The organism is Cupriavidus metallidurans CH34 (assembly GCF_000196015.1).
Classification (GTDB): Bacteria; Pseudomonadota; Gammaproteobacteria; order Burkholderiales; family Burkholderiaceae; genus Cupriavidus; species Cupriavidus metallidurans.
Window position 1 is genome coordinate 1,541,068 of sequence record NC_007974.2, and the last position, 16,040, is coordinate 1,557,107.

A 16,040-nucleotide genomic window follows, 5' to 3' on the forward strand; every position below is an offset into this window, starting at 1 on the left:
ACCGCGATCGCCATCACCATGGAACTCCGCCACCTCCGCTACTTCCAGACGGTTGCCCAGGAACTCAACGTGACACGGGCGGCCGAAAAGCTTCATATGGCACAGCCGCCACTTTCCCGGCAAATCCGCCAGTTCGAGGAAGAAGTCGGCGTGGCGTTGTTCGATCGTGTCGGGCGGGGCCTGAGGTTGACCGAGGCGGGCCGTTTCCTGCTCGAGCAGTCGCTGCAACTGACCCAGCGACTGGAGGAGACGCTGGAAAGCACGCGGCGCATCGGCCGCAATGAAAAGCGCTGGTTCGGCATCGGCTTCGTGCCGTCGGTGCTGTATGGCGTGCTGCCCGAGCTGATCCGCGAACTGCGTGGCGACGATAGCCAGGTGGAGGTCGGCCTGACCGAGATGATCACGGTGCAGCAACTCGAAGCGCTCAAGTCCGGGCGGATCGATCTGGCCTTCGGGCGTCTCACGTTCAACGACCCGGCGATCGTCCAGCAGGTGGTGATGGCCGAATCGCTGGTGGCGGCGATCCCGGGCACCGCGCCCACCCCCACCGCTCCTTTCGATGCCGACGCGCTGGCCCGACAGCCGCTGATCCTCTATCCGGCCCGGCCACGGCCAAGCTACGCCGACCATGTGCTGTCGCTGTTCCGCGGCCAAGGGTTGCAGCCCCGCGTGGTGCAGGAGGCCAACGAACTGCAGACCGCGCTCGGCCTCGTCGCCGCCGGGCTAGGCATCACGCTCGTGCCGTCCTCGGTGCAGCGCCTGCATCGTGATGATGTGCGCTATGTGCCGATCAACGCTCCGGGCTTCGTCTCACCCGTGATCATGAGCTACCGCTCTGGCGACACCTCGCCATACCTGGCCCGCGCGGTCGCATGGGTCCTGCAGCAAGCGTAGTCACTCCTGGGCCGGCGGAATGTACTCCATGCCGATTTCCTCGTAGAGCCGGTAGATCATGTCCAGCATCGCACGCAGGTCCTCGGATTCGTCCAGTGTGCGCATGCTCATGATGATCGGCGACACCAGCTTCGCATCATCAAGCTCAACGTAGGTCACATCGTCACGCTTGAGGCCGTAGACGCTGCTGGGTACCACTGAGATACCCTCGCCCATCGCCACCAACCCCAGCGCGATCTGCAACTCGCGTACCTCGTGGATGCGGCCCGGGCGCAACGCGCGGTCGTGAAACGCCGCCAGCACCTGATCGGCAAAACTCGGGCGTGGCGCCTTCGGGAAGATGATCAGCGTGTCTTCGAGCAGATCCGGCAACGCCAGCATCTTCCTGCCGATCGACAGCGGATGCCCCACCGGCAGAGCCACGATCATGCGTTCCTCGCGCAGCACCACGCGGCGGACGGCCGGGTCTTCGTGCCGGATGCGGCCAAAACCCACATCGATGCGCCCTTCCTTGAGTGCCTTGATCTGGTCCATCGTCGACATCTCGTGCAGCGTCAGTTCGATCTCGGCGTGTTCGGTCCGGAAGCGGCGGATGATGCGCGGCAACATGCCGTAGAGCGTGGAGCCCACGAAGCCGATCGACATCGCCCGCTCAATCTTGCCAACCCGGCGCATCATCGCCTCAAGTTCGGTGGTCTGCGCCAGCAGTTGCAAGGCGTGGGTGTAGAAGAAGCGCCCGGTGTCGGTCAGCTTGAGTGGCCGGGAGTTGCGCTCGAACAGCAACACACCCAGCGACTCCTCCAGTTGCTGGATCTGGCGCGACAGCGGAGGCTGCGCGATATGCAGCCGTTCCGCGGCGCGCGTGAAGTTGCGCTCCTCGGCCACGGCCACGAAGTACCTCAAATGTCTCAATTCCAACGCTATACCTCACAGGTATCGTCCGGATACTCAATCAGTCTTGGACTGCCCAAACACCCCTGAACTATGCTCCGCAACAAGTCGGACGGCAATCCTCGATACGGGTTTATACCCACAGAGCATTAACCGACCGATCATTCGACCCCCACCAAAGAGACATTTCGGAGTGAGACATGACGCACGCTGACATCGAAGCGCTGGTAAAGCAGTTCCTCGTACACACCGCCACGCAAGGCACCCCGGACGCACGCGCGCAACAGGTCGTGGTACGGCTGACGACCGATCTGTTCAAGGCAATCGAGGATCTGGATTTGAGCGCCACCGAAGTCTGGAAGGGCATCGAGTATTTCGCCGAGGCAGGCGCCACCCACGAGCTGGGCCTGCTGGCCGCCGGCCTGGGTCTGGAACGATTCCTGGACATCCGCGCCGACGAGGCAGAAGCCCGCGCCGGCCTGACCGGCGGCACGCCGCGCACGATCGAAGGCCCGCTGTATGTGGCCGGCGCGCCCGAATCCACCGGCTTCGCACGACTCGACGACGGCACGGAGGACGACAAGGGCGAGGTGCTGTTCATGCAGGGCACGGTCTACGACACCGACGGCAAGCCGCTGGCCGGCGCGAAGGTCGAGGTATGGCACGCCAACCTGCTTGGCAACTACTCGTTCTTCGACAAGAGCCAGTCCCACTTCAACCTGCGCCGCACGATCGTCACCGATGCCAACGGCCGCTACCAGTTCCGCAGCATCGTGCCGATGGGCTATGGCTGCCCGCCCGAGGGCACGACGCAGCGCCTGCTGAACCTGCTGGCCCGTCACGGCCGCCGCCCCGCACATATTCACTTCTTCGTATCCGCCGCCGGCCATCGCAAGCTGACCACGCAGATCAACATCGACGGCGACGAGTACCTGTGGGATGACTTCGCGTTTGCCAGCCGCGATGGACTCGTGCCGGCGGTCGAGCGCGTCGGGGACGCCGCGCAGCTCGACAAGCACGGCGTGAGCAAGCCGTTCGCCTCGATCGACTTCGACTTCCGCCTGCTGCGCGAGGCCACCGACGCCCCGGCGGCCGAAGTGGACCGCCTGCGCGCTGCCGCCTGAGGCCAGCGCCAAGGGCCATCGCCCAAGACTGCGTGAGATCGCCTGAGACCGCAGAAAGCGATCTGATTCGCCGGGACTCGCCGCCACCGCGCGTCCCGGCCCCTTCCCCGCCGCTCTGGCAGGAGACCACCATGATCCCGATCCATCTGGATACCGGGGCGGGCCCCGCTCGTCCCCAGCATCAGCCCAACCGCCTGGAGAACCTTGACCAGTTCCTGGTCGAAGACAAGACCACCGGCGACTATCGGCTGCACCGCAGCGCGTTCACGGACGAGGCGCTGTTCGAACTCGAGATGCAGCACATCTTCGAGGGCAACTGGATCTACCTGGCGCACGAAAGCCAGATCCCGAACAACAACGATTACTACACGACGCATATCGGCCGCCAGCCGATCGTGATCGCGCGCAATCGCCAGGGCGAACTGAACGCGTTCATCAACGCGTGCAGCCATCGCGGCGCAATGTTGTGCCGGCACAAGCGCGGCAACAAGGCCACATACACCTGCCCGTTCCACGGCTGGACATTCAACAACAGCGGCAAGCTACTCAAGGTCAAGGACCCCGAACAGGCCGGCTATCCGGAATGCTTCAACAAGGAGGGGTCCCACGACCTGAAGAAGCTGGCGCGCTTTTCCAACTATCGCGGCTTCCTGTTCGGCAGCCTCAACGCCGATGTGCCGCCGATCGAGCAGTTCCTGGGCGATGCCGCGCGCATCATCGACATGATTGTCGACCAGTCGCCCGATGGTCTCGAGGTGCTGCGTGGCTCGTCGACATACACATTCGCCGGCAACTGGAAACTGCAGGCCGAGAATGGCGCCGATGGCTACCATGTGTCCGCCGTGCACTGGAACTACGCCGCCACCACAAGCCACCGCAAGCAGCAGAACGAACGCGAGGACAAGATCCGCGCGATGGATGCGGGCAAGTGGGGCCAGCAAGGCGGCGGCTTCTACGCGTTCGATCATGGCCATATGCTGCTGTGGTCGCGCTGGGCTAACCCGGAAGATCGTCCGAACTTCGCCCGCCGCGACGAGTTCGCGCAACGCTGTGGCGAGGAGCGCGCCGACTGGATGATCCAGAACTCGCGCAACCTGTGCCTGTACCCCAATGTCTACCTGATGGACCAGTTCGGCTCGCAGATCCGCCTGCTGCGCCCGCTGTCGGTGGACCGCACCGAAGTCACGATCTACTGCATCGCCCCCAAGGGGGAATCGGACGAGGCCCGCGCACGCCGCATCCGCCAATACGAAGACTTTTTCAACGTCAGCGGCATGGCCACGCCCGACGACCTCGAGGAGTTCCGCGCCTGCCAGCAGGGCTACGCGGGCCAGGCACTGGCCTGGAACGATATGTGCCGGGGCGCCACGCACTGGATCGACGGGCCCGACGACGCAGCGAAGCACATCGGTCTGAATCCGGTGATGAGCGGGCTGCGTACCGAGGATGAAGGCCTCTATACCGTACAGCATCGCTACTGGCTGGAGACGATGAAGCGGGCCGTGGCACAGGGAGATGCAGCATGAGCGCCGTCATCCCCATGAGCGATGTCTCGGCCTTTCTCTACCGCGAGTGCCGCCTGCTCGACGACGAGCAATGGGATGAATGGCTGACCTGCTATCACCCCGATGCGCGATTCTGGATGCCTTGCTGGGATGACGACGGCAAGCTCGTCACCGATCCGGAACGAGAGATTTCGCTGATCTTCTATCCGAACCGGCAGGGGCTGGAGGACCGCATCTTCCGCATCAAGACCGAGCGGTCGAGCGCGACGATCCCCGACACGCGCACGAGCCACAACCTGAGCAATATCGAAATCGAGTCGACCGACGGACAACTAGCCACGGTGCGCTTCAACTGGCACACGCTCGCGCATCGCTACCAGACCAATTTCAGCTACTTCGGCATGTCGCGCTACGTGATCGATTTCTCGCAAGGCACGCCGCGCATCCTGGACAAGTACGTCGTGCTCAAGAACGACTACATCCACCAGGTCATCGACATCTATCACATCTGATCCGCTCGCCGCATCAGGCAGCATCACGGAGGGACAAGGCCATGGAACATACGATCGCCCTGCAGTTCGAAGATGGCGTGACGCGCTTCATCACGTGCGGCGACAACGAGACGCTCTCGGACGCCGCCTATCGCCAGCAGATCAACATTCCGCTCGACTGCCGCGACGGCGCGTGCGGCACCTGTCGCGGCCTATGCGAATCCGGCCACTATGACCTGCCCGAATCGAGCTATATCGAGGACGCGCTGACCGCCGAGGAGGCGGCCAAGGGATACGTGCTGGCCTGCAAGACACGGCCGCGCTCGGATTGCGTGATCCGCGTGCCGGCTTCGTCCGCGGCCTGCAAGACTGGCGTGACGCGATTCGAGGGCGCGATCGCCGCCGTGGCGCCGCTGTCGGATTCGACCATCGGCTTCTCGATCGACCTCGATGACCCGGCCGCGCTCAGCTTCCTGCCCGGGCAGTACGTCAACGTGGAAATCCCGGGCAGCGGACTAACGCGCGCGTACTCGTTCAGTTCGCCGCCGGGCGCGTCTCAGGCGGCCTTCGTCGTGCGCAATGTGCCACAGGGCCGCATGAGCGGCTTTCTGGCCGGCGAGGCCCAGACCGGACAGCGCATGGCATTCTCCGGCCCGTTCGGCAGCTTCTACCTGCGTTCCGTCACGCGGCCCGTTTTGTTCCTGGCCGGCGGCACCGGCATCGCGCCGTTCCTGTCCATGCTCGACGTACTGGCCGCCAGCGGCAGCACGCACCCGGTGCGCATGGTCTACGGCGTCACGCACGACATCGACCTGGTGGCCACCGAGCGGCTCGAGGCCGCCGCGGCCAGCATCGACGGATTCACCTACCGCACCTGCATTGCCGACGCCGCCAGCACGCACGAGCGCAAGGGCTATGTGACCACGCATGTCGACCCCACATGGATCAATCACGGGGACGTCGACATCTACCTGTGCGGCCCCGTGGCCATGGTGGAAGCCGTGCGCGACTGGCTGCGGGATGCCGGCATCACGCCGGCCAATTTCTACTACGAGAAGTTCTCGGCCAGCGCGGAGGCATGATGCGCACAACGCAACGTTTCGCCGGCCGGACGATGATCGTCACGGGCGCGGCGCAGGGTATCGGTCGCGGCGTGGCAATGTCCGCGGCTGCCGAGGGCGCGAATGTGGTGCTGGTGGACCGCGCCACGCTGGTCGAGGAAGTCGCGGCCGGGATTCTGGCTGCGGGCGGCGCGGCACTGTCCGTCAATGCTGATCTGGAGACGTATGCGGGGGCGCAGGCGATGGTAGCCACGGCCACCGCTGCCTTCGGCCATGTCGATATCCTGATCAACAACGTGGGCGGCACGATCTGGGCCAAGCCCTATGAGCACTACGCTGAAGCCGAGATCGAGGCCGAGATCCGCCGGTCGCTGTTTCCCACGCTCTGGGGTTGCCGCGCGGTGTTGCCGGGCATGGTCGAGCGTCGCGCCGGAGTCATCGTCAACGTGTCGTCGATTGCGACGCGCGGCATCCATCGCGTGCCCTACGCGGCGGCCAAAGGCGGCGTGAACGCGCTGACCGCGAGCCTGGCGTTCGAGCACGCGGCGGATGGCATTCGCATTAACGCGGTGGCTACGGGCGGCACCGAGGCGCCGCCGCGCAGGATCCCGCGCAACACGCAGCAACAATCGGAACAGTCGGAACAGGAATCGAAGTGGTATCAGGCAATCGTCGATCAGACCGTGTCGTCGAGCCTGATGCACCGGTACGGGACGATCGAGGAACAAGTGGGTGTGATCCTGTTCCTGGCCTCGGACGAGGCGTCGTACATGACGGGGACTGTGGTGCCGGTGGGTGGCGGAGACCTTGGCTGATCGCGCTGACTTGCCGCTTGATCGCGCCCCTCTCCGATTTGCTTGGGAGGGGGCGCGCATGACAGGCGATCACGCGCACGATGGCTATGCAGTGACGATCGCCGACTTCGCTGCCACCTTCTTCGCTTCCTTCCTGCGGCCATACCAGCCGCCGACCACCAGCAAGATTGCCACCGCCACCAGATCGCCGCCCAGTGCCACGGGCCGCGTGGGCCGGCCGCCGGCGATGCCATAGGTGAAGCCTTCGATCGTCACCGACACCACGGCGCCCAGCACGAAGCAGAACAGGCTATGCCGGCCGATCTGCACCACCGGCCCCATAAAGCGGGCCACGCGCTCGACCCAGCCCGCCCGCGCCGCCAGATAGACCAGCCATGCCAGCCCAAGGAAGCTGAGCACGCGCAGGAACGCCAGGCTCTGCTTCGGCAGTGGAAAGACCATCGACGGCAACCACGCCGGCAGCCAGGCCTCATACACGTGCGGACGCATCCACAGATACGTCAGCGCCATGCAGGCCATCGTGACGACCACCGCGCCGATGGTGCAGGCCCAGCGCGCGATGTTCTGTTGCGGCAGCACGAAGTCCGGCCGCAGGCGTGCCAGCAGGCCCATGCCGAACATCAGTTGCCATGCGAACGGGTTGAAGCTCCAGCCGCGCGGCTCGCTGCTCGGCAACAGCGGCAGCAGCGCCGGCGCCATGAGCCAGAGCGCCACGCTGCCGCAGACAAAGGCCAAGGGATACTTTCTCGCCCAGCCGATCGCCAGAGGCGCCAGTCCAATAAACACCGCATACATCGGCAGTACATCCGAGACGAATGGCTGCCGCGCCAGGCCGATCACCTGGAACAGCGTCTCGATCGGTTGGGCCATGAACGCTGGTGCCTCGGTCGCGCGCACGGCTGGCGCGGGCACCTTGCACATCGCCAGCAGGAACCCGAACAGCAGCATCAGCACCCCGGTCAGCACGAAGGCCTTGTAGATCTCCCAGCTACGGCGGTGCAGGCGTTTGCTCGCGGCGCTGGCGCCCTGGCGGGCCTCCATCGCGAGATAGGCGGCGCCCGCCGAATAGCCGGCCAGGAAAACGAATACCTCGGCGGCGTCGAAGAGCGTGAAGTTGCGGATCGTGTAGTCGGCCAGCACGCTGCCGTTGACATGGTCGACCACGATGAAGAGCAGCGCGATGCCGCGAATCAGGTCGACCTCGGTGCGCCGCTGGTTGTTGTTCACTGCGTTCACAGGCGTGCTTCCCAATGCAAACGGGCCGAAATTGCTTCCGGCCCATGTCTTATGCCACGGATTTTACCGTGGCATCAGGGTTAACGTGTACGCACTGTGTTTCAGTAGATTACGCTGCCGAATGTGCTGCATGCAGCCTGCCAAGCGTCCGTCGCCCAGCATCGATCACGCTGCTGGCATGCGTGGTCTGGTAGCGGATGATCATGCCCTCGATGCAGAGCATGGCCTCTTCCGCCACTTCACGTGGGCTGGACAGCCCAAGATCGTGGGCGATCCCGGTGACGAAGTCCTCCAGCGACGCCTTGTGCGCCACTGCCTGCGCCAGCAGCCGTGGGTCGTCACCGGCACCGCCGCCCGCCTCCGCGATCATGTTGATGAAGGAGCAGCCACGAAAATCCTCGGTAGCGAACCACTCGCCTAGCGCATCGGCCATGATATCCAGGTTGCCGCGTGCGGCCAGTCGTCGGGTCACCGCATCGCGGAACCAGCCCATCCAGTAGTCATGCCGGCTCTCGAGATACGCGACGATCAGGTCGTTCTTGGAAGGGAAATGCCTGTAAAGCGACATCTTGGCCACGCCCGACTCGGCGATGATCCGGTCGATCCCAGTACCGCGATAGCCATCGCGGTAGAACAGGCGTGCTGCGGTATCGAGGATGCGGTCGCGCGCGGATGGGGTAGGCATGACGGATGACAGCGTAAGGCGTTGGCGTGGATAGGCGCCATTATAGGAGACAGATCTGTCTTGATCTGTCTCGATCTCTATATATGCATCCCGCCAAATGAACAAGGGCCGGAAGCGAGACTTCGCTTCCGGCCCTCCCGATCAAGCCAGGCTCACGCTGCCGTCCGATCAGGCGGCTTCCTGCAATTGCGCCAGCTTGGCTTGCGCATCACGCAGCGCCGTGCGCAAGCCCTCTTCCACAACGGGATGGTAGAAAGGCATGGCCAGCATCGCGGCGATCGTCAGCCCCTGTTGGTACGACCACGCCAGCAGATGCGCGATATTCTCGGCGCGCGGGCCAATCCACTCAGCGCCAATAAAGCGGCCTGTGGCGCGATCCGCGTAGACGTGCATCAGCCCACGGTTCTTGAGCATCACACGGCTGCGGCCCTGATCCTCGAAGCTGACCTCGCCAGTCACGAAGCTGCCCGGTGTCAGTTCGGCAAAACGCTTGCCGACCATCGCGATCTGCGGATCGGAGAACACCACCGCGATCGGCGCGCGCCGCGTCAGCGGCCCGACCTTCGGCCAGAGCGCAGCGTTTTCGCCAGCAATCTTGCCTTCGTCGGCCGCCTCATGCAGCAGCGGCAGGACGTTATTGGCATCGCCAGCGATGAAGATCGGCGATTCACCGCACTGGAGCGTCACCGGGTCGAACGTCGGTACGCCCCGCCCATCGAGTTCCAGCGCGGTGTTGCCCAGCGCAAGCGTATCGACATTGGGCCGGCGACCCGTGGCGGCCAGCACGTAGGCAAAGCGCTCCGTCACGGTCTGGCCGTCGGCGTCTTCGAACGTGATAACGGCGTCGTCGCCCTCGCGGCGCATCTCAAGCACGCGCGCATCCGCCAACAGCGAGAATTCCTGGTTGAAGGACTTGGCAGCGTAAGCACGAATCTCGGGGTCCGACAACGGACCGACGCCGCCACCGACACCAAACACGCGCACCCGCACGCCAAGCCGCGACAGTGCTTGCCCCAGTTCCAAACCAATCACGCCCGGGCCGAACACGGCCACGCTTTGGGGCAGGTCTTCCCACGAGAACACATCGTCATTGACGATCAGGCGATCGCCGAACACGCCAAAGGACGGCGGTACGGCGGGGCGCGAGCCCGTGGCGATTACCACGCGGCTTGCGCGCACGACGGTGTGGTCGTCAACCTGGAGGATCGTGTTGTCGATGAACCGCGCCCGGCCGATCAGGCGGTCGTCCTGGGGAATGCTCTCCACGCCGCGCACCACGAAGCCGACAAAGCGGTCGCGTTCGCTCCGCACGCGCTGCATGACTTCCCTGCCGTCGATACGGACCGGGCCATCCACGTGCACGCCAAATGCAGCAGTGTGACGCGCTTCGTGCGCGGCTTCCGCCGCGGCAATCAGCAGCTTCGACGGCATGCAGCCCACGCGGGCGCAGGTCGTGCCATACGCCCCGCCCTCGATGATCACGGCGCGCTTGCCGGCGGCAATGGCCGCGCGGTAGGCGGCCAGGCCGGCAGTGCCCGCGCCGATGATGGCCACATCAGTCTGGACGGTCTGGACAGTTTGAGCGGTCTGGGCATTCTGGTTCGTGTTCATGTGCGTTTCCTGTATCGATCGTCAATCGGCGTACGGGATGGCGCCGCCACATACGCGGCGCCATCGGATACGACGACTTGCTAGGGGGGAGAGGGTGCCCAGGACACCGGTCGGGGGAACCGGGCCCGGGCGAGGGAGATCAGCGAGCCAGGTACTGTTCGAGCGCTTCTGCGCCACCGACCAGCTTGCCGTTGATGAACACCTGCGGCGCGGTCATTTCGCCCGACACGGCGCCCAGCACCTTGCCGCGAATCTTGTTCTCGAGCGGCACGTCGATGTACTCGAAGCCGTTGTCCGACAGCAGTTGCTTGGCCTTGGCGCAGTGCGAGCAGCCAATCTTCGAGAACACCACCACCTGGTCCGGCTGCTTGGCGGTCGGCGCGATGTAGTTCAGCATCGTGTCGGCATCCGACACCTTGAACGGGTCGCCCGGCTCTTCCGGCTCGATGAACATCTTGTCCACCACACCGTCCTTGACCAACATCGAATAGCGCCAGCTACGCTTGCCGAAACCGAGGTCGGCCTTGTCGACGAGCATGCCCATGCCGTCGGTGAATTCGCCGTTGCCGTCAGGGATCATGACGATGTTCTCGGACTCCTGGTCCTTGGCCCACTCGTTCATGACAAAGGTGTCGTTGACCGACACGCACAGGATCGCGTCGACGCCTTGCTTGGCGAACACCGGCGCCAGTTCGTTGTAGCGCGGCAGGTGTGTGGACGAGCACGTCGGGGTGAAGGCGCCCGGCAGCGAGAACAACACTACGGTCTTGCCGTCGAACAGTTCGGCCGTGGTCACGTCCTTCCACTCATTGTTTGCACGCACACGGAACGTGACGTTGGGAACGCGTTGGCCTTCACGGGATTGCAGCATCTGGATCACTCCTCTGGGTCAGGTTGGCGCCGCGTGTTGCAGCGATGGAGTGGATTCTGAAGATCCCAATGTGATTTGTACAATTCATCGTTTCAACCAATCCGATTGATAATTACTATTATCAATCGTAGAGAAGCGATTGATCTTCTCTATCGACGAGTGATCTCCCTGCTTTCTTGCCGCACCGGGCGCCGCTATCATTCGGCCACCCAACAAAGACAACCAAGACAACCGAAGGGACAAACCCGATGAATCGTCTGACTGCACGACTGCCAGCAGCAACCCTGCTGGCCGCCGCCCTGCTCGCCTGCCCGCTGACACCCATGGCGAACGCGGCGACCATCGCCAAGCCGGAGCTCGACCAACTCGTGGCCGGTGCTACGACAACGCCACCAGCCAGTTTCAATGCCTTCCTCGACGCCGCGGTCAAGGCCGACCCGAAACTTGCGCCTTCGGTGCGAGCCTATCGGGCAAAGCGCCCGCTCACGGGCGACGACCTCGTCAACATCGGACGCCTGCTCGGTGTCTACAACCGCGTGCATAACGGGCATGCCGTGCTCGACAGCATCAGCGAGATGGTGGCGCTGCGCACGGTGCGCGACGACAAGGTGCCGCAGCACGAGAACCCCGCAATCATCGAGTTCGGCAAGCTCGTGGAGCGGATGGCCAAGGACTTCGGCCTGCACTATCGCAACATCGACAACCGCGTGTTCGAAGTCACGCTGCCTGGCACCGGCAAGGACACCTTCGGCATCCTTACCCATGCCGACGTGGTGCCCGTGGTGGCCGACGAATGGGTACTCGACGATGGCACGAAGCTCGACCCGTTCAAGGTCACGCGCGTAGGCGACTACCTCTATGGACGTGGCACGATCGACGACAAGGGCTCGATTGCCGCCGCCCTCTACGCGATGAAAACCGTGCGCGAAAGCGGCGTGCCGCTGGCGCGTTCGATCCGGCTGATGATCGAGACCACCGAGGAAACCGGTGGCGACGGCATGAAGTACTACCGCGAGAAAACCGCCCTGCCCGAGTACAACATCGTGCTCGACAGCAAGTACCCCGCCGTGGTCGCCGAGAAAGGCTCGGGCGCGCTGACCGCGCGCTTCGCGGATCAGGCGGTGGACGGCAAGCAGCCGGCCATCGTGGCCATGAGCGGCGCCGCCTCGGCCAACGCGATTCCTCAGACGGCGACGGCACGCATCAGCGGCGGTGACCTGGCAGCCGTGGCCGCCGGCCTGGAAAAGGCGCGCGCCGGTTTCATCGCCCAGCATGAGGCCCAGGGCAAGTTCTCGATCGACATCGCGCGTGACGGCGACGTCATCGTCGTGAAGGTGACTGGCACGTCCGCCCATGGCTCCCGCCCCGAGGAAGGCGTGAACCCCGTGCCGCGTCTCGCGATGTTCCTGCAGTCGTCGGGCGTCGCCTTTGCAGACAACCAGTACGCCCATGCGATCCGCTACCTGACCGACCTCTATGGCACCGACTATCTCGGGGAAAAGCTCGGCGTGGCCTATCGCGATGACTTCATGGGTCCGTTGACGATCTCGCCGACGCTGATCCGCGAGCGCGGCGGCAAGCTCGAAGTCACCGCCAACGTGCGGATGCCGCGCGGTGCAACGCCCGATGCCTTGCGCGCGAAGATCGCCGAGCGCATCCAGGGCTGGGCAGCAACCACGCACACCGCGCTGGAAATCCAGCACGAACAGGGCGACTGGATGGCCCGGGACCCCAAGGGCGCCTGGCTAACCACATTGCTGAACATCTACGGTGATACCACCGGGCTCGAAGCCAAGCCCGTGCCGACCGCCGGCAGCACCACGGCCAAGCTGATGCCGAACGCGATCAACTTCGGGCCAGCGATGCCGGGCAAGAAGTACACCGCGCACAACGCGAAGGAGTACAAGGAAGTGCCGGACCTGAACCTGGACATGCAGATGTTCACGGAGATGCTCGTGCGCGTTGGCAATCTGAAATCGATGCAGTAAGAGGCCGTTTCAAACTGAAGCGAAGCGGTTCTGGCTAGGGTGAAGCAGGGGTTTCGGCTCGCATGCGAGCCGCCTGCGGAACGGCATGTGCCTGCGAGCACATGCGCGCCCTGCAAGGGCGGGGCCGCAGACAGTACAAGTCGTACGGCAAGGCCCCGCAACGACGCCAGAATCTTTTTGAAACGGCTTCTAAGGCCGCTCGGCTGGCCCGTGCCGGGATACATCAAAGCGGTGCGACCCGCTAAACGGGTCCGCTAACGGGTCCGCAAAGGGTCCGCTTAGCGGAGTCGTAGCGGGTCGTTTAGCGGGAATTCCTCTTGTTGTTATCGATTTAATCTGTTTTACATGGCTTGCAGCACTGAATAGGCTTTATCCCCGTCCTCACCCCCGTGTGTGCGCCCCCGCGGCCACGGCCCAAGATAAGAACGACGGAGACAAGCCATGGAGAATCGAGTCCGGCGACGCCGGTTTCTCAAGCAGGCTGGCGCGTTGACGGCCAATGCGGTCGTCGGCACCACCGCCCTGAACGCCCTCGCCGCCAGCGGCGACAAGCAGGTCCAGCTCCCCTTCGACAACGGCGCGCGCGAGCTTGTGGCGTTTCCGCAGAAGCGGCCGCTGATCCTGCTGACCAGCCGGCCGCCGCAGTTGGAAACCCCCTTTAGCGTGTTCAACGAGGGGATTCTGACGCCTAACGACGCGTTTTTCGTGCGTTATCACTGGAGCGGCATTCCGACCTCGGTCGACCCACAGACCTATCGGCTCCGCATTGGCGGCAAGGTGAAAACGCCGCTCGAGCTATCACTGGCCGACATCAAGGCCATCGCGCAGCCGATGGAAGTCGTCGCCGTCAACCAGTGCTCGGGCAACAGCCGTGGCTTTCTTGCTCCGCGCGTCAATGGCGGCCAGCTCGCCAACGGCGCCATGGGCAACGCGCGCTGGACCGGCGTGCCGCTGAAGGCCGTGCTCGAACGAGCCGGCGTGCAACCCGGCGCTGTCCAGGTCAGCTTCAATGGCCTCGACCGGCCACCACTCGACAACAGCCCCGACTTCGTCAAATCGCTCGATATCGACCACGCGCTCGATGGCGAGGTCATGCTGGCGTGGTCCATGAATGGCGAAGACTTGCCGATGCTCAATGGCTACCCGCTGCGGCTGGTGGTGCCGGGCCACTACGGTACGTACTGGGTGAAACACCTGTCCGATATCACCGTTCTCGACAAACCGTTCGACGGTTTCTGGGTACAGAGCGCCTATCGCATTCCCGACAACGCCGGGGCCAATGTCGAACCCGGCTCGGCACCGGCACGCACACGCCCGATCGGGCGCTTCAACGTGCGCTCGTTCATCACCAGCCTGACCGAAGGCGCGACGGTCCCGTCCGGACGAGAGACCGTGGTAAGAGGCATTGCGTTCGACGGCGGCTACGGTATCGCCGAAGTCGCATTCTCGGCAGACGGCGGCCGAAGCTGGACGGAAGCCACGCTCGGCCAGGATCTCGGCAAGTACTCGTTCCGCGAATGGCGCGCCGCATTCCGCCCGCCACGCAAGGGTGCCTATGACCTCCGGGTGCGCGCGGTCAATCGTATCGGCCAGAGCCAGCCGATGACGGCGTTGTGGAATCCGGCCGGCTACATGCGCAACGTGGTGGAAACCACGCGCGTCAAGGCAGTCTGAGGAGCCCACCATGCAAAAGACCCCTTGCAGCCGCTTCCCGGCGCGACGCCTTGCCATCAGCCTGGCGCTGATGCTCTCCGCCCTGCCCGCCGCGCACGCGCTGGAAATCCAGCTTCCACCCGAAACCGCAAGCTATCAACCCAGCGAACTGCCCGGCTATCGGCTGGTGCAGCAGAACTGCATGACCTGCCATTCGGCGCAGTACGTGTCGACTCAGCCGCAGTCGCTGGGCCGCGCTTACTGGGATGCCACCGTCAAGAAGATGAAGACTGCCTTCGGCGCGCCACTGCGCGACGAAGACATCCCGGTGATGGCCGACTATCTGGTCCGGACCTATGGTGCGGAACGCCAGACGACCGCTGCCGCGGCCGTATCGCCTGCTCCCGCCGCATCGGCAAAGCCAGCGCCAGCCAAGGCACACGACGCCAGCAGCCTCCTCGCGGCCAACAACTGCCTCGCCTGCCACGCCGTGGACAAGAAGGTGGTGGGCCCCGCATTCCACGATGTTGCCGCGAAATACGCCGGCCAGGCCGATGCCGTCAGCACCGTGATGCGTAGCATCCGCGCCGGAGGCAGCGGCAAATGGGGAAGCGTGCCGATGCCGCCGTTCGCGGATGTCAGCGACGCCGACCTGCGCGAACTGGCTGGCTGGGTACTCGGGCGCTAAAGGACTGCGTTCAGAAGCCCAGGTCGCTCAGGCCCGGATGGTCATCGGGCCGGCGACCGAGCGGCCAGTGGTACTTGCGATCGCTCTCGCGGATCGGTGCGTCATTGATGGATGCATGACGCTGCCGCATCAGGCCGTTCTCGTCGAATTCCCAATTCTCGTTGCCATACGAGCGGAACCAGTTGCCCGAATCATCGTGCCACTCGTAGGCAAACCGAACCGCGATGCGATTGCCCTCGTACGCCCAAAGCTCCTTGATCAGCCGGTAGTCCAGTTCCTTCTGCCACTTGCGGGCAAGAAAGGCCTGAATCTGCTCGCGGCCATGCACGAACTCGGCACGATTGCGCCAGGCGCTGTCGATCGTATAGGCCAAGGCCACACGGGCCGGATCGCGCGTATTCCAGCCGTCTTCGGCTGCACGCACCTTGGCGATGGCGCTTTCACGGGTAAACGGCGGCAGCGGCGGCCGGACTTCGGGGACGTTCGACATCGAGGGACTCCTTCCTGCGTGTGATCAGATGGTGGTG

At 64.3% G+C, this 16,040-nt stretch carries 15 protein-coding genes; 9 read left to right on the forward strand and 6 right to left on the reverse strand.

Annotation, left to right across the window (positions count from 1 at the left end; translation table 11 throughout):
- Nucleotides 1–18 precede the first annotated feature (18 nt).
- Nucleotides 19–894 (forward strand): LysR family transcriptional regulator, encoded by an 876-nt coding sequence (locus RMET_RS25035; RefSeq protein WP_011519300.1) that lies wholly within the window; start codon nt 19–21, stop codon nt 892–894.
- Here the strand turns inward: RMET_RS25035 and RMET_RS25040 are convergent, their stop codons facing one another.
- Nucleotides 895–1,812, reverse strand: a complete 918-nt coding sequence (locus tag RMET_RS25040) for a LysR family transcriptional regulator (RefSeq protein ID WP_011519301.1) — start codon at nt 1,810–1,812, stop codon at nt 895–897.
- Between the two features lie 173 nt (nt 1,813–1,985).
- Between RMET_RS25040 and catA the strand changes: the two genes are divergently transcribed.
- The 5 genes from catA to RMET_RS25065 all read left to right on the forward strand — a co-directional run bounded on the left by catA (nt 1,986) and on the right by RMET_RS25065 (nt 6,781).
- Entirely contained in the window at nt 1,986–2,909 is a 924-nt protein-coding gene (gene catA, locus RMET_RS25045; RefSeq protein WP_011519302.1) for a catechol 1,2-dioxygenase, read from the forward strand.
- A 131-nt stretch (nt 2,910–3,040) separates the two neighbouring features.
- On the forward strand, nt 3,041–4,435 hold the full coding sequence (gene benA / locus RMET_RS25050) for a benzoate 1,2-dioxygenase large subunit (protein ID WP_011519303.1): 1,395 nt from the start codon (nt 3,041–3,043) through the stop codon (nt 4,433–4,435).
- On the forward strand, nt 4,432–4,926 hold the full coding sequence (benB, locus tag RMET_RS25055; protein WP_011519304.1) for a benzoate 1,2-dioxygenase small subunit: 495 nt from the start codon (nt 4,432–4,434) through the stop codon (nt 4,924–4,926). The genes benA and benB overlap by 4 nt, the downstream gene beginning before the upstream one ends.
- Before the next feature lie 41 nt (nt 4,927–4,967).
- Entirely contained in the window at nt 4,968–5,987 is a 1,020-nt protein-coding gene (gene benC, locus RMET_RS25060) for a benzoate 1,2-dioxygenase electron transfer component BenC (RefSeq protein WP_011519305.1), read from the forward strand.
- Nucleotides 5,987–6,781, forward strand: a complete 795-nt coding sequence (locus RMET_RS25065; RefSeq protein WP_011519306.1) for a 1,6-dihydroxycyclohexa-2,4-diene-1-carboxylate dehydrogenase — start codon at nt 5,987–5,989, stop codon at nt 6,779–6,781. Before benC ends, RMET_RS25065 begins: the two co-directional genes overlap by 1 nt.
- A gap of 84 nt (nt 6,782–6,865) precedes the next feature.
- Here the strand turns inward: RMET_RS25065 and RMET_RS25070 are convergent, their stop codons facing one another.
- The 4 genes from RMET_RS25070 to RMET_RS25085 all read right to left on the reverse strand — a co-directional run bounded on the left by RMET_RS25070 (nt 6,866) and on the right by RMET_RS25085 (nt 11,184).
- The gene (locus RMET_RS25070) at nt 6,866–8,017 is read right to left on the reverse strand and encodes an OpgC domain-containing protein (RefSeq protein WP_011519307.1); all 1,152 of its coding nucleotides are present in this window, start codon (nt 8,015–8,017) and stop codon (nt 6,866–6,868) included.
- A gap of 109 nt (nt 8,018–8,126) precedes the next feature.
- Entirely contained in the window at nt 8,127–8,702 is a 576-nt protein-coding gene (locus RMET_RS25075; RefSeq protein ID WP_011519308.1) for a TetR/AcrR family transcriptional regulator, read from the reverse strand.
- 168 nt (nt 8,703–8,870) lie between these two features.
- Nucleotides 8,871–10,313, reverse strand: a complete 1,443-nt coding sequence (locus tag RMET_RS25080; RefSeq protein ID WP_011519309.1) for a dihydrolipoyl dehydrogenase — start codon at nt 10,311–10,313, stop codon at nt 8,871–8,873.
- A 139-nt stretch (nt 10,314–10,452) separates the two neighbouring features.
- Entirely contained in the window at nt 10,453–11,184 is a 732-nt protein-coding gene (locus RMET_RS25085) for a glutathione peroxidase (protein WP_011519310.1), read from the reverse strand.
- A 248-nt stretch (nt 11,185–11,432) separates the two neighbouring features.
- Here RMET_RS25085 and RMET_RS25090 point away from each other — a divergent pair, with 248 nt between their 5' ends.
- The 3 genes from RMET_RS25090 (at nt 11,433) to sorB (ending at nt 15,513) form a co-directional block, all read left to right on the forward strand.
- Nucleotides 11,433–13,172, forward strand: coding sequence for a dipeptidase (locus RMET_RS25090; RefSeq protein WP_011519311.1), 1,740 nt, complete (start codon nt 11,433–11,435; stop codon nt 13,170–13,172).
- Between the two features lie 441 nt (nt 13,173–13,613).
- Complete coding sequence (gene sorA, locus RMET_RS25095; protein WP_011519313.1) at nt 13,614–14,846, forward strand: SorA family sulfite dehydrogenase catalytic subunit; 1,233 nt, start codon at nt 13,614–13,616, stop codon at nt 14,844–14,846.
- 10 nt (nt 14,847–14,856) lie between these two features.
- The gene (gene sorB, locus RMET_RS25100) at nt 14,857–15,513 is read left to right on the forward strand and encodes a SorB family sulfite dehydrogenase c-type cytochrome subunit (RefSeq protein ID WP_011519314.1); all 657 of its coding nucleotides are present in this window, start codon (nt 14,857–14,859) and stop codon (nt 15,511–15,513) included.
- A 10-nt stretch (nt 15,514–15,523) separates the two neighbouring features.
- Here the strand turns inward: sorB and RMET_RS25105 are convergent, their stop codons facing one another.
- A complete protein-coding gene (locus RMET_RS25105) occupies nt 15,524–16,003 on the reverse strand; it encodes a nuclear transport factor 2 family protein (RefSeq protein ID WP_011519315.1) in 480 nt (159 codons plus the stop codon).
- Nucleotides 16,004–16,040: the final 37 nt, after the last annotated feature.

What these genes read in the sequence shown, in the direction of transcription:
- RMET_RS25035 (WP_011519300.1), top strand. Translation starts at nt 19, where the DNA reads ATGGAACTCCGCCACCTCCGCTACTTCCAGACGGTTGCCCAGGAACTC.
- catA (WP_011519302.1), top strand. Translation starts at nt 1,986, where the DNA reads ATGACGCACGCTGACATCGAAGCGCTGGTAAAGCAGTTCCTCGTACAC.
- benA (WP_011519303.1), top strand. Translation starts at nt 3,041, where the DNA reads ATGATCCCGATCCATCTGGATACCGGGGCGGGCCCCGCTCGTCCCCAG.
- benB (WP_011519304.1), top strand. Translation starts at nt 4,432, where the DNA reads ATGAGCGCCGTCATCCCCATGAGCGATGTCTCGGCCTTTCTCTACCGC.
- benC (WP_011519305.1), top strand. Translation starts at nt 4,968, where the DNA reads ATGGAACATACGATCGCCCTGCAGTTCGAAGATGGCGTGACGCGCTTC.
- RMET_RS25065 (WP_011519306.1), top strand. Translation starts at nt 5,987, where the DNA reads ATGCGCACAACGCAACGTTTCGCCGGCCGGACGATGATCGTCACGGGC.
- RMET_RS25075 (WP_011519308.1), bottom strand. Translation starts at nt 8,702, where the DNA reads ATGCCTACCCCATCCGCGCGCGACCGCATCCTCGATACCGCAGCACGC.
- RMET_RS25080 (WP_011519309.1), bottom strand. Translation starts at nt 10,313, where the DNA reads ATGAACACGAACCAGAATGCCCAGACCGCTCAAACTGTCCAGACCGTC.
- RMET_RS25085 (WP_011519310.1), bottom strand. Translation starts at nt 11,184, where the DNA reads ATGCTGCAATCCCGTGAAGGCCAACGCGTTCCCAACGTCACGTTCCGT.
- RMET_RS25090 (WP_011519311.1), top strand. Translation starts at nt 11,433, where the DNA reads ATGAATCGTCTGACTGCACGACTGCCAGCAGCAACCCTGCTGGCCGCC.
- sorA (WP_011519313.1), top strand. Translation starts at nt 13,614, where the DNA reads ATGGAGAATCGAGTCCGGCGACGCCGGTTTCTCAAGCAGGCTGGCGCG.
- sorB (WP_011519314.1), top strand. Translation starts at nt 14,857, where the DNA reads ATGCAAAAGACCCCTTGCAGCCGCTTCCCGGCGCGACGCCTTGCCATC.
- RMET_RS25105 (WP_011519315.1), bottom strand. Translation starts at nt 16,003, where the DNA reads ATGTCGAACGTCCCCGAAGTCCGGCCGCCGCTGCCGCCGTTTACCCGT.